General features: G+C 37.3%; 9 protein-coding genes. 2 read left to right on the top strand and 7 right to left on the bottom strand.

Annotation, left to right across the window (positions count from 1 at the left end):
- Positions 1-37: 37 nt before the first annotated feature.
- On the top strand, positions 38-658 hold the full coding sequence (locus ACM5QX_RS22815) for a hypothetical protein (protein WP_414755639.1): 621 nt from the start codon (positions 38-40) through the stop codon (positions 656-658).
- A 103-nt stretch (positions 659-761) separates the two neighbouring features.
- Positions 762-2870, top strand: a complete 2109-nt coding sequence (gene dpdA, locus ACM5QX_RS22820) for a tRNA-guanine transglycosylase DpdA (protein ID WP_414755640.1) — start codon at positions 762-764, stop codon at positions 2868-2870.
- Between the two features lie 183 nt (positions 2871-3053).
- On the opposite strand, the gene ACM5QX_RS22825 is transcribed toward dpdA, so the two are convergent.
- From ACM5QX_RS22825 to ACM5QX_RS22855, 7 genes are all read right to left on the bottom strand, one after another.
- Positions 3054-3512: a GIY-YIG nuclease family protein gene (locus ACM5QX_RS22825; protein WP_414755641.1), complete on the bottom strand. Its 459-nt coding sequence runs from the start codon at positions 3510-3512 to the stop codon at positions 3054-3056.
- Between the two features lie 27 nt (positions 3513-3539).
- Positions 3540-6722: a helicase-related protein gene (locus ACM5QX_RS22830; RefSeq protein WP_414755642.1), complete on the bottom strand. Its 3183-nt coding sequence runs from the start codon at positions 6720-6722 to the stop codon at positions 3540-3542.
- 6 nt (positions 6723-6728) lie between these two features.
- Positions 6729-8405 (bottom strand): DUF262 domain-containing protein, encoded by a 1677-nt coding sequence (locus tag ACM5QX_RS22835; protein ID WP_414755643.1) that lies wholly within the window; start codon positions 8403-8405, stop codon positions 6729-6731.
- A gap of 11 nt (positions 8406-8416) precedes the next feature.
- Positions 8417-11350 (bottom strand): DUF1156 domain-containing protein, encoded by a 2934-nt coding sequence (locus tag ACM5QX_RS22840; protein WP_414755644.1) that lies wholly within the window; start codon positions 11348-11350, stop codon positions 8417-8419.
- A gap of 19 nt (positions 11351-11369) precedes the next feature.
- Positions 11370-11999 (bottom strand): hypothetical protein, encoded by a 630-nt coding sequence (locus tag ACM5QX_RS22845; RefSeq protein WP_414755645.1) that lies wholly within the window; start codon positions 11997-11999, stop codon positions 11370-11372.
- A gap of 78 nt (positions 12000-12077) precedes the next feature.
- Complete coding sequence (locus tag ACM5QX_RS22850; RefSeq protein ID WP_414755646.1) at positions 12078-12584, bottom strand: hypothetical protein; 507 nt, start codon at positions 12582-12584, stop codon at positions 12078-12080.
- Positions 12585-12587: 3 nt separating this feature from the next.
- Positions 12588-14504, bottom strand: coding sequence for a hypothetical protein (locus tag ACM5QX_RS22855; protein ID WP_414755647.1), 1917 nt, complete (start codon positions 14502-14504; stop codon positions 12588-12590).
- Positions 14505-14547 lie beyond the last annotated feature (43 nt).

Consider the following 14547-nt stretch of genomic DNA (forward strand, 5'->3'; position numbering starts at 1 on the left):
AATATTGCTAGCATCCAGTTATCATATTGCTATCGTAATGCCCAAAAAGCAGTCTCAAAAGGTTAAAGAGCCTCCACCAAGTCAAATGATTCGCGTTCCTACACCATTGATTGATGCTGTAAAGGAACTGTCGCGTTTACACAGACAGGGACGTACAGCCAAGGTATTGAAAGGGTTAGAGCAGTTAATCTCGGCAATTGATTTGGAAAATGATAGCAATATTGGTGCTGATAGTGAAATCCTCAAGCAGCTATTACATAGGATGGATAGTTTAGAATCGCGCTTGGAAAATAGTGATTTTGATAGCAATGTGATTGCAAAATCTCCCAGCGATTTAGAGCAGAGGTTAGACATGATTTCTAACAGGCTGACACAACTAGAATCAGCATTTGTGCGCTTCCAAAACTTCCAAAACAGTAGAAGGTCAACTAAAAGGCAATATTCCCCATATTTTGATGATTCGCAGCTTCAATCACAGCTTCAGTCTATGAGTGAGGAGAATTTAGCACGACGATTGGGAGTGGATGCAGCTACTTTAGTTAAGGAGCGAACAACTAGCAGTCCAGAAGATTTTTTGAGATGGTGCAGGTCAAGAGATCCTGGTAGGCTGGGTTGGCAATATAACTCTCAGTTAAATATGTATCAGCCTGTTAAATGAGTGACTGATAGCAGTACGATTAATATTATGTAATATAAATTACATAATATTTCATCCAAAGTACCAGTGTGTAAAAGTAGAAATTTTTGGATACAGTATGAAGATGAATGAATCATCTCTGAAAACATCTTCAACTTCAACTGATTTGAAATATAAAAATCATGTACTAGTTATTACATCTTGTACAGGAGAGAAGAGGTTTAAGCCAACCAACCAGTTAACCTTAGAAGATTTTAAAGACTCAGCTCGTCTACAATCTCGCTTTAATGAACTGGCGGAATTTGCTTGTCCAGCTAGTCAGATGTACACTGGGTTGCAACATCTACGGGTAATAGAAGGAGTCGAGTTACTACGCCAGTCTTTTGGTTCAGAAGCCGTAGACTTGATCATTCTCTCTGCTGGCTACGGGCTAATTCCAGAAAATCAAATTATTGTACCTTATGAAGTTACCTTCAACACAATGAAGGGACATGAGGTAGATGAATGGGCGAAGTTTTTAGAAGTCCATCAAGCTTTTGAAAAAACTATTGTTGGATATAATTTAGTTTTTTTGTTGTTGGGAGAAAACTATCTGCGATCGCTTAGTCTTCCAGTTACAACTAAACCTGAGCAGACATTGATATTTTTAGCTTCAAAAACAAGTAAATCTTACATCCGAAATTTAACTGCAAAAACTTTTGTTGTGACTCTTTCTAATGCAGAGGCAAAGCATTATCGCTATGGTTTAGTTGGGCTGAAAGGTTTCCTTTTTAAGCAGTTTGCTGAATCTGTGTCTACTAATACTGAACTGCTGCAAAAAGTTTATGAGAAGCCAGAAATCTTTACCGAATCTGTAGAGCGTGTACCAACTCAACTAGAACTACCACTAGGATTACCTGAAGTAAAAGTTAAAGATAATCAAATTAAGAAAAAAAAAGTTGAAGATAACTCTCAAGAAGAAAATGAATTTCTTCCGATTCCGGATTTACCTCCAGCCCCTAATATACATTTAGGGATGCAGTATTTCATTCCAGATTGGGATGACAGGGTAGACCCTGGATATAACTTTTTAAATGATGTGAATACACCTAGTCGTAACCTTTATGAGAATGATGTATATGCTCATGAAATTTTTCAATTTTCTAACTATGATGGAATTTTAGTCTCTAAAGTAGTCGTTGAAAATAGCAGAAATAAAAAAAGTAAAATTAACGAAATTGGCATCCATAAATTTATTCGCTTTCAAGGTTCAGTAATGGGAGATTGCGGAGCTTTTGGCTATTTTAAGGAAGAAGTTCCTCCCTACAGTACCGAAGAAATTTTGGATTATTATGAGAATTTAGGTTTTAACTATGGAGTCAGTATTGACCATCTGATAGTCGGGCTATTTGCTGAACCAGGTGTCAGGGAAAAACGTTATAGTTTAACTATTAAAAATGCTGAAGATTTTATTCAAAAGCATCGGAGTGGAGAATATAAATTTACTCCCATTGGTGCGGTTCAGGGTTGGAATCCTGAATCTTATGCTGAGGCTGTCAAAGCCTATATAGGTATGGGTTATGAATATATTGCAATTGGTGGATTAGCTCGAACTCCGAGCCAACAAATTATAGAAATCTTAAAAGAAATTCATCCTCATTTAACTTCTAAGATTCGATTGCACTTATTTGGGGTAGCTCGAATTAGTGCGACTCCGGTATTTCGTCACTTAGGTGTAACAAGTTTTGATTCAGCTAGTCCTTTACGCCGTGCTTGGTTAGATCCAAAGGCAAATTATTATACTATGACTGGTAGAAAATATGCTGCCATTCGTATTCCTTTTGTGGATAAGCACTCAATACGAATTAAACATTTACTCGAAAGCGGTTTCACGCGTGACGAATTGGTATTACTTGAACAAAATGCAATCCAATCAATACGAGAATTTGATAAAGGTAATTTATCAATAGATGAAACACTTGAGATATTATTAGCTTACGATGAGTTGTTGGAGTTACCTCGTAACGGCAAGGTAGAGCCTAAAGCGAAAGAACGGCGACAGAAGTTACATACGGAGATGTATAGAGAACTATTACAAGACCAACCTTGGAAACAGTGTGATTGTAAAATATGTCAGACAATAGGAGTTGAGGCAATTATTTTTAGGGGTAACGACCGTAACCGAAGACGTGGCTTTCACAACACTTATGTTTTCTATAAGCAATTTCAAGAATTTCTACGATCGCAGGAGTAACGTAAGATTGATAATACCCGTTATTTTACTTTATTTTTTCAAATTTAAATAATATTTCGTATCAGATTTCAGTCTGTTCAAAAATTAAAATAAAAAGAGTAAATTCGCATAAATTAGCAATTTCATGCCATAAATAGCATTAATAAAAAGAACTTTGCAAACCACAGTTTTTTACAACAGGTATTAGTTTCTTAGCTTACTGGGGTTTAGTAATGGTTGTTGTAGTGAAGTTTTTCCTTGACGTATAAGTTCTTCCATTTGAATTGCTTCTTCTTTGTCTACTAGCTTTACAAAGCGATAACCCAAAGACTTATGAATATAGTTTTTGACTAGCTGATCAAACAAAAGTATACCTGCTGCAATATCTTGAATTTCTTCTTGGGATAATGTTGGTAAAACAAGGCGATCAGCAACATAAACACAGAACTGATCTCCACTACGGCGACCAGAAGCATGGCTATTGAGGCGACCGTAAAGATTCTCAGACATTCCTACATATATCAGTCTCTGTTCAAGCCAAATTGTATAAACTCCAGTAGCCTTTCTAGGTACGCTAGCGTTTTTCCAGTCTTTAAATTCAAAATATGTTCCACTTTCAAGTTGTATAATCAAGTCCATTTCATCAGATGTTAATATATTCATTGTTTTTCGTAAAAATATATATAGTTTTTATTCAATACCATCAACAATAGGAAATAAAGGACTCCCAGGCGACCATAATTCTGTACTATCTGGGTGTTCATCGAAGTAATCAGCCTTAGTAGTAACTCGCAAAGTTTCCTTCATTCCTGGCATAGAAAATTTGTATTCGCCGTCCTGCATGAGTTGAGCATCAATCCCAGGAGGTAGTAAGGCAGGACTTTGTAGTATTTGGTCTAAGGTTTTCAAATCATAGAGTGGTTCTGGACGTGGAAACTCTTCTAAATCAGCTTCGGTAATTACATCCAAATCAAAACTGTCCGCTTGCGCTTGATGAATACTACTATCCAATTCGCTAACCAGTGAAGCTCGTTGTTCCTCTTGTTGAGTGCGGCTAGATAAAGCAGCATTGGTAATACTTCTAGGTAAGGTGGCTAAAATGGGCTGTAATTTACCCACATACTGAGAGAATAAGCCAATCCGTTCTCTTAAAGCTAAATAAACATCTGTTTCTACAGTGTTTTCATAGTGTAAATTAATAATTTTAATATTCTCAAAGGCTTGCCCTAAGCGGTCAATTCTCCCAATTCGCTGCTCAACTCTCATAGGATTCCAGGGCATATCATAGTTAATTAATGCCCCACAAAATTGAAAATTTAAGCCCTCGGCTGCTGCATCTGTACACAAAAGAATATCAGCTTTACCTTCCCGAAAAATTCGCTTAGTATCATCTCTAGAAATAAATCGCCAATTACCATTATTTAAACCTAATTCTCCTCCCCGTCCTGAAAAGCAAATAACTTTATATCGTTCGGTTTCGACTAAATACTGACGCAAAAAATCCATAGTATCAGTATATTGAGTAAAAACAATTATTTGCTGGTAATTCTGTTGCCTAAGCTGTTGTAATTTCTGACGTAAAACCTGAGCTTTAGTGTCTGGTGGCAGTTGCTTGACTTGTTTTAATAAAAATTCTAGCTCGCGTACTTCTTCTGCTTTTAATGCTTTGATTTCTAACTGATTAGCTTCTTCAATATCCATTGCTTCGTCAGCATTTTCATCATCAGAAAGGTTTTCTTCGTTAGATTCAACTTGGGAAGTATTACCAGTTTTAAGAGTATTAATTCGTTGATTTAGGGTATGTTTTAAAGCAGCAAAACTACTGGCCAGACGACGGCGATAAATAGTCATGACAAAGCCGACAGCGTTTTTATCAGCTTGAGAAGCATTATTATAGGTAGTAGAAATATAATCTTCAACTGCTTCATAGACATTTCTTTCAGCAGCAGTTAAAGTCACAAATTCGTCTTCAACAATACGAGTAGCAATGCGACTACTGATTTTCCCGGCTTCGTAATAGCGACGTAATAGTTCACGGGTATGGCGCGAAATCAAGCGATTGACGGGAGTGTTAGAACGCATAATTGCGATCGCATCCCGTCTTCTTTCGTTGCTGAGTTGTTTTCTGGGCAATGTGGCTTCGTCTCTAAGTGCTTGCAGCACTTTTTTTGTAGCTAATTTACTACTACCAGAAACAAATTTTTGGGCAACTTCCAGAGGTGTTTCGTCAAACTGCGCTTCGACAGCACGAAACAATCGTGCCATAAATTCAAATTGATCGTGGCTAGGGTTGAGTGTGCTGGCATAATCAAAGAAATGGCGGAAGCTTTGAAGATCCCATTGTTGAGGTAGCCCAAGTAAATTGAGTAAGTCCCAAACTTCTATAGGACTAACTTGCATGGGAGTTGCAGTTAATAAAACTAAACCTTGAGTTCTATGTTTTAGCTGCTGCATTAATCGCAATAATTGATTAGGCCCTTTAGGTTGAAGTCCGCTGACTCCTTGGCGGCGGGCGTGATGCGCTTCATCCAGGAACACTAAATCGTAGGGTTCTGCTTCACTGAGCAATTCTTTTGCTCGATCTGCCCTCCGCATCAAGTAGCTGGAGGTAATGACAATTGGTTCTTTGTGCCATTCTTGACGACTGACTGGTTTAATGATGGGCTTACCTAGCACTCTCAAAGCTGGGCAATTATACCAACTCAAAGTTTTTCCATCATATATAGGAATATTGAGGTTAAATTTTTCTCTGAGTTCAATTTGCCATTGAGTGAGAACAGCTTTGGGGGCTAGGATGAGAATTCGCTTGCCTTTGCCAGCTAACCAAGCTTGACGAATTAATAATCCAGCTTGAATGGTTTTACCTAAACCAACCTCATCCGCGATGAGAAGTTTGGGAGGCCAGTTTTGATAAAGGCGTTGAAAAGCCTTGACTTGGTGAGGATATGGGGTGATTCCACAAGTAGCTTCACCAACGCGATCGCCTTGTCCGGGGGTTGCAGGGCCAAACTGTATTAAACGCCAAATTTGTTTAAATTGTTCTTGTAAATCTAGAGGTTGATTTTTTTCGTCGCCAGCTTTTTCATCTGTTTGAGGAGTTACAGCACCAGCAGTACCTATATCTACAGTGTGCTGAGTCCTATCTTGCAAATCTTCAATTCCTGCTAATCGTTTCGGTTTTTGATCGTTAGCTGGGAGATAACTGAGGAGTTGTTCTTTTACCGCAGTAGGAACATCAATGACTAAACAGCGTTTGGCTTGGTTTGTCCAAAGTTTCGCAAACCCTCGTTCTTCATCATCTACATAAGTTTTTGTACCACCCCAATCTGTAAAGACATGAAAACTTTCCCAATTTCCTGCCCAACCTTTAGCTGTTTCATTAACACTGCCATTAAAAGCTAACCTGTTACCAGCTTTGTCTTCAATAATTCCGGCTTTTTCGTGAAAAATGCCTTGTACGGGTATAGGTTGACGTTCAGGAGAACAAGGCAAGGCAAGTTTAACTTCTAAATACCCTTGTGCAACCATCCATGATAAAAGTTCTAATGCGTCTGCTTCTTCAAGATTCTCTGGGATTAAGGGAAAATTAGATAGAGAACGATCTACTACTTCTCTGAGTTTTTCACCTCGTGCGATCGCTTCTACCTCTGATTCGCCTAGAGTGCAGCCAATAATTAAGCGCATGGTTCCGTTATTACGGATCAATCCCTCAATTCCTCGTGCAGCTAGGGTGAGAATACGTGCAGAAAAAAATCCTGTAGAACGTTCATAGCGTACTGCACAACTAAGCGCAGGTTCATAAAACTCTTTAATCAGACTCAATGTATCAGAGTCGTACTTAGTTGCCCAAGTATAATCTGTAAGTAAAGCCATAAATTTTTAGATATTAGTTTGAATCATAAAACTAAATTTTTCCAAAATTAACTTTTTTCTGGCTTCAATAAATTGCTGATAATTGTCTAATTTCCACAGTTCTCGCTCTTTGGGAATTAGATGTAAATCTAAATAGGTATCATCTTTATTATTACTAAACCAGTGTTCAGGGAGAATATCTTTTTTACCCCCAGCACCATTTTCTTGGGCAGTTAGTAGCATACAGTTAGCAATCTGATCGCGGTCAAATTGCAGGTATTTAAGGATATCTTTACGTCCTGTATTTGGATTAATTGTTTTAATTTTTCGTAGTACAGATTGAGGAAAAATATGGTCAATCTGTGGTAAGTTAGCATAATATGCTGGATGATAATCAAAGCGTTGATACCACAGATTAAAATATATATGAATATATTTAGAGGAGTAATGCTGTCCTAAAATATTCGATTCGGTAATTTCTAAATTTCTGCCATCAGCACGAATTACACCAAATAGTTGCTTAACATTAAATTCTTCAGTTTCTTTAATTTTCCTGGTTAATTTATCAATTAACTTATCAGGATTACCACTAAAAGCACCTGTAAGTAAGGTTCTTAAAATATAGGTGTCTAACTGCTGAATATTAGACCACTTTTTAGGATAATGATAGCGAAAATATATTATAGGAATTAGTGCTAAGTAAGAAGGAACAGCTTTATCAGTCTGTAGAAAAGTTTTACCAAACAAAAAATCTTTAACATCTTTGATAGCATTAGCTATGTTATCCCAGTTTTTGATGATTTCTTCCCTAGTTACTCCATCTCGGAACTTATTAACGTCATACTGCGCTCCTTTATCAAGTAGAGTAATACAGGTTTTTAAAATAAAGTCTCTGGTAAAACTATAGCCACTTCGATTCAATTCATCTATCAAGGCTTCCAACTCTTCATCTGCATCATCCCAACTAGATGTTAACAAAGAAAAGAGTAAATCAGATTTACCTAACTGAGTTCCACCAGAATTTGCTCTAATGAAAATTTCTACAACATCTTCTTCTTGATAGGCTTCTGGGTTATCAACGCTATCAAGTTCTTGATATATTAAAAATTCTAATGAACAGAATTGATTAATAGCCAATGCTACATTATCGAAAATTCTGCTCTTCTCTTCATTACTTAAATCATCTTGAAGTGCAATAATCGATTGAGCGATCGTATTAAATTTATTATGGTTAAAAATAATATCTTTAAATTTAATCCAAGGAAATTTAACCTTATCAGCATTTAAAAACTTAAATTGATAGCGGATATCTTCTGGTGCAACTAAATCTCCACTGAGAACATTAAAAAATAATTCTTTTCTCTCATAACTACCTTTTAAGCCAATAAACATAGCTTGCAAGCGTTGTTGACCATCTAAAACCAGTAATTTAACTTGGTTATTTTCGGTAACATAAAAATCGAAAAGTTTCAAACTTTGTTTATAATGGTCAATAAACTTACGGCACTTAATTTTGGCATTTGTACGCCACACTAAGAGAGTGCTAATTGGGTATTCACGCATAATCGAGTCGAATAATCGCTCGATTTGTTCCTCTGACCAAACAAAAGGGCGTTGAATATTAGGCAACCAAAAGCCACCATCTTTTTCTTCATTGTTTAGATAAGTAACCATTTTCCGAATGGTTTCTTTTTGATTTTTCATAAGTCAATTCCTTATGCAGTTTGAATATTCAACCACAGTTCTAATTGTTTGGGTTGGGGAACTTTTTCACTAAATGCCAAACGACGCAAGCTTTCTAAGACATCAAAATCTTTAGCAGCTTCTGCAACTTCTCCTTCTTCTTCTGTAAAACCTGTGTAGGTACTGGAGACAGGTAAGACTTCTAATACTGCTAATAAGGCGGTTTGGAAATCTGCGTTTTTATCAACTTGGTTGCTTTCTAGCAATTTCTTGGCAGCTTCCAACCCATTGCTACGCGCACGGTTAGCAGCGTGATGTAGTGCATCAATCATGGCGCGGCTACCATCTGGGGAACCTAGAGCAGCTTTAGCGGCACGTTGGCTACTATCCCATAAAATTAAATCGCTGGATTGTTTTTGGGCTAAATAACCAACAATTTCTCTGTCTAAATCTACACCTACAACTCTAGCTAACCGCAAGGCTTCATCGTAAGGAAAACGCGGGGCTTCAAAAGCATCCCAAGCTAATACAAACCATTCGGTGATAGGGTCTAAATTTGTTTGGCGTTTTGTACCTAAAAGTTGTTCCATGCGCCATTGTTTTACTTCCCTTCTAGCTGCATCTAGCGCATCCTCTGGGGTGACTGCATAGGGGTCAAATTCATCAAACAAGCTAGTTTGTTTGCTTTTTTGTTTCGCTTTTGGTTGGGCTTTGGGAGTACCACGAGTTAAAGGCCAGTGTTGGGATAATTCTTGTAAGGCTGGGCCAAAGCAGGACAAATATAAATCAACGCCTTTGATGCCATATTTTTGAAATTCTTGAACTCGTTTTCTGACGGCTTTGGCAACATCTTTTTCTACATCTTCCCAATAGACAGTATTTTCTTCAGATTTGGGAGGGCGGGGACGACAAACCAGGAATATGGTACTTTTAGCAGCAGCTTTGTCTTTGATGTGTAGACTTCCCTCGGCTTCAGTGTTGATAGGCCAAGAAGCAGTGATAGTAAAGCCAGCTTCTAATAAACCACTGGCTAAAGCATCCCATGCGCCTTGGGCTTTATGGGTAAACATGAGGGTGAGAATACCATCTTCTTTTAATACACGGCGACACTCATTAAAAATACTCGCCATGCGTTCTTGATAGTCTTTAGCAGCTAATGCCTTTGCGCCTTTTTCTCCTTGAAATTTAGCAGAGTTAGCTACTGCTTCGTTTTCTTTATCGGTGAGTTGACGAGTGAACAATTCAGGGTAAACATATCCTGCGGTACGCTTTAGCCAAACATAAAAGAAATCACTTAACTCTGCATACATTACGTTGTCATAGTAAGGCGGGTCAAAGATAACGGCATCTATACTATGATCTTCTAAGTGATAAAGATTATCTCCTGAATCGTTGGTAATGGTAATATTAGGTGAAGTAAAAGATGATTGATTTAATAAGTCAAGTTGGTAAGTTTCACTGTTGGCTGTTTTAATTTCAATATCAGGACGAGTTAACTCGATTAGTTCTTCAATACATTTTCCTGTTTGTGCGATTGCCCAATCATAACCCAACCCAGTTTTTAAAGGCGACATCTCTGCATAAGACCATCTAAAACCAAAGTCATGTGTGTCAAAAGTATTAACTATTACCTCTCTACCACTATGCCAACGAGTCATGCGAGAATTATAATCGCGTAGTTTATCTAAAGCACAGCTCAAATAACCAAACGCTGCTTTAGTCACTTCATCCAATGTTTCTTTTTCTTCTTGCTCTATTAATTCTCGGAACGTTTCTACGCTTATTCCATGACATAATAATTGTCTTGATGAAAACATATCACGCCACAATTTCATTCCATAGCGAAGAAGATAAGATGTTTTTGTACTGTCATAAACAATTTCATTTGGAACAATATCTAAAGCTTCCCATTCAATTAGTTTTTCTTCTAATATTAATTTTATTTTTTCTGAATTATTATCATTGGGTAAAGGTGAGCGATATCCTCTTTCCCATTTTTCTTTAGTTTTTCCAGTTTTCGTTTTAGTAAGAATTTTTTCTTTATAAACGATTGCAAATAATTGCTCTCCCATTTCTCCGGCTTGAGCTTGTTTCCTTGCTTCATCCACAGAGACAATTCTTCCACAATCAGAATAGGGACATTGGGCATCACCCCCGGTAACTGTTCCTGGGGATTGTTCTTTAATTTTGCGAACAATTTCAAATTCACAAATACGCTTGTTTACATCAGGCTTTAAGCGTACTCCTGTACCATCTGGCGCAAGTTTCCAATTAGGTGAAAGGGGAATTATACCTTCACAATAGGGACAGCATATAGTACGAGCGTAAAGATACCCATCAACTTTATTATTATTAGGTTCAGCAGGAAAAATACCTTGATATTTTAGTTCTGCTTTTTTAATAAATTCTTTAGAAATGCGTTGATATTCTTCAATAATTTTTAGCCCATATTTTATAGGTGCTTCTAACGTTTGTTTAAGAATAATAGATGCTACTGGATTAATATCATTAGCAATAGTTGCAAAACCAAGACGTATTGACTCAAAAGGAATGCTACCACCACCAGCAGTTGGGTCTAGAATAACAGGATTTTCTAAATTTATTCTATTTGTTTCATATCTCAACCATTCTTTATCTTCATTTGAAGGAATATAAGAAAATGCTCGTTCATATCCATAAATATTAGTTCCTAGATTTTCTCCAGTCTTTTTAGCTTTGTCAATTTTTCTCCGAGTTGCTACTGGATCGCCATGAATACCTAAAATGTGCAAGAATTTCTTTTTATCAGTATCCGCAGGTAATAAAGAAGCCAAAACAGCAGTCCGTGACGCTACCAAAGGCCGCCTTGCCCACCAAACATGAAGATAATAAATAGGTGGTAAAGCAGTCATTGAACGCCTTTCTCTAACACTTTCCTCACCAATTTCTGCTACAGGTAGCCACTCTTCTATTAATCTTTTAGCCATAAAAATATATTTAATTAGCCTATTTAGTACAATCTTCAACTGACCATAATTCAAAAAAATTATTTATTTCTTCTTTCCATTCAAGTTCTTCTTGAGTAATAGAAGAATCAATTTTAATAATATCTTCCAATAACTTATAAATTGCTAGAACGCTTATTTCTGCATCTTTTATCCAAGGTGGACGCTGTTTTTGAATATTATTCTGTAAACTTGAAATCATGTCATAAAAATCTTTTATGCTATTGTCTGAGGATTTATAATGCACTAATTTATTCCTGCTTTGTATTAGTTTTGTTAGAAATTCAATAGATTGAGAACCAGTATCTATTGATTTTCCAGTAATAAATTTTGGTATAACAATCCATTTAGATAATAAATCAAGCTTATCTAAATAATTATCAAACTGACTTTTTGAAAGTCTAGTTATTCCATAATAATTTATGAAAGATTCCACAGTAAGGCCTGAAAAAATAATAGAACTTATCGAATCTTCTACAAGCTCGGAATAACTCTGATCAATCGAATCTTGTTTTTTCCAATGGCAAGTATCTGTCATCCAGCTTATTAATGATTTTTCGCAATCTAATGCTGAATTAAGTTTTTCTTTTGCTACTTTGAAATATATTTTATGATGTATAATTCCGCTCATATATTACCCAAATATAAATAGGTTAATAACAAATAGTCTTACTACCTATTACTTAATAAGCATTTAAATACCTTCCTACTAAGAAACATTTTTATCTGTCAATAAACACCTTAGTGCCATCAAAACACGCCTGGGATTTTTACGGTGCATTGCCATTCCTAACCAATAAGCGGCCTCTTCCTTGCCCATCACTTCTATTCCTTCAGCACAACAGCGCATATTCTCCCGATTTCGCATTGGTGCTAACACGCGAAACATTAAACCCATTCTCAAAGCCTGTTCTTCATCAAGGTCAAAATCTTTGATTTTCCCTCTTTGCAATTTGGTTAAATCAATATCTATCTGCTTGAGTTGACGTAGTAACCGATGTTCGATTAAAGCAAAATTTCTGCCTTTAATTCCTGCAACACGTTTGGGATTTTTGAGATGTGGTGTAGCGGGAGATGGTAACTGCCAAATTTCTAAAGATAAATCACTTCCTGGCAGCTTTTCTACTTTTAATTGATAGTAAGGTTTGCTCAAATTCTTAGTAAAAGAATTATTGTGATGTGAAAATTGACTTAAAGGAAGAGTAGCAACAACCATTTTTTAACACGCCTCTGCATAAGCTTCTACAAAAGCTGCACCAGTAGCAAATCTGGCAAGCTTTTCTGTTATCTTTTCCGGTTCATCTGTGTTCAGGTCTAGCCCACTCGCGTAGGTTAAGGTAAAAGTTATTTCTAAATGAGTTTCAGAAGCTGCTCTTAATTGGGGTTGCAAGAAATCCTTAATTGGTTGAGCATCGCTTACTTGTCCTTCAAATTCGATACTAAAACTACTGCTATTGGTGGTTTCATATTCAGCAGATAGTTTTACTTGTTTATCTGCACCTGACACAGTATTAATAACACCAAGCAACTTAAATCCATCACTAACATCAAAAACCCTTAAACTGAGTCGGCTAATTTTCTTAATTTGTGCGTTCCGTGCATCTTCCCAAATTTTGCTTAAAGCTTCCCGTAATGGTGCTTCTGCTTTAAAAATTTTAGTGCTTGGAGTTGATTTTTCAGGAATTTGTTCGGGGGTTTTGATAGTATCAACGCTGTAACTACCAGTTTTTTCACCTACTTTAGAAGTGGTAAGATCACTCTCGCTATCAGCAGGATTATCTGTATCAACCTCTATGTTTTCATTTGGTTTTGTGACAGCAGGAGCAGGACGAGGCCAAATACCACGTTCCTTAGCATAAGTAGTAGTGAAAACAATCGACTGCTCATCAATTTTTATTTCAGCGTAGGGGTCGCCCTGTCCTAACAGTAAATCGCCACTTTGATAAACATAAATCCCCTGTGTAATTCCCAACCGCACCATTTTAATGAAAGTGTCATCACTCAGCATGATGGGGAAACGGGGGTCTTTGCGAAATTCTGCTCTCAGTTCAGCCGTGCTGATTTGTCCTTTTTTTAATGGGGTCTGATCTCTGACATAATTTGGTGCAGGAGGCTCATTATTAGGCTGGAGTAATTTTTGGTTATCTAGCAAGGCTTTAATAATTTCCTGCTGTCCATTCCCCGGACGTTCGGAAGCCGAAGGTAAATCAAAAGCTGTATGAGCTAAATCAACGCTTGCTCCATCCAGACGATTACGAGAGGGATAGAAAAGATGACGATAACACTGTTGAATAATAATGGCTAATTCTTGTTCGGACTTCTTGTAAAGCTCGTTAACCTTTTCTTGCTGGTGTTCTGGTAATTGTGCTAAACGGTCAGGCGATCGCATCGCGTCTAATGCCAAGCGATAAAGCATTTTGTTCTTCATCTCATCACGAGTGGCATCATCAGCAACCAAAAACACCAAATTATTCAGTAATTGGCGGAATCTTCCTTGATTTCCCTGATGGCGGTAAATATTTTCAACTAATGGCGGTACTGTCACCGCTTCATTACGTACTGTCTCCGCATCGTAGCTAATCAGTACCAAGTTGGGTTTGCCATCCCCCGCATCATCAGACACATCGTAGGCTCCACCTGCAAAGGGGATTAAGTTAAAGGTTTTCCCAGCAGCAAAAATAGTCCGAATACGGTCTTGCAACAGATTTCTGGCTTCGTTTAGATCCACCTGCTTTGTCTGGCGGCGAATGAGTACACCAAGGTTGACTTCTGTTAAAAATCGTAGGGGTGCAGCCGGACGGTCATCAAGATAAGCAGATTCAGCAATAAACCTTTGACGCGCATCATTAATAAAACTGATATCCAAACCAGAGGCGAGGATAGCATAACGCAGATTTACTTCGTCTATACCTTGTAAATTGTCATTGAACGCAAAGGTGTTCCATAGAATGTTTCGAGCAACAAAAGAAGCATAAGGAGCTAAACCCACGTACCATTTGGCATCTAACTGTTGTGCTAGGGAAGTCTCTTTCTCGGTTGCTGCTACATCATTTTGAATTACAGGGTCAAATCGCCCTAATTCGAGACGAGTGGTAATCTCATCTCGAATAGGAATATACCCTGGATTAACCCTCATTTGTCACTCTAAGCAGAGGAAAATACAAAATCAGAGTGAGTCA

The sequence above is a fragment of the Anabaena sp. CCY 9910 genome (assembly GCF_963920875.1).
GTDB lineage: Bacteria > Cyanobacteriota > Cyanobacteriia > Cyanobacteriales > Nostocaceae > Trichormus > Trichormus variabilis.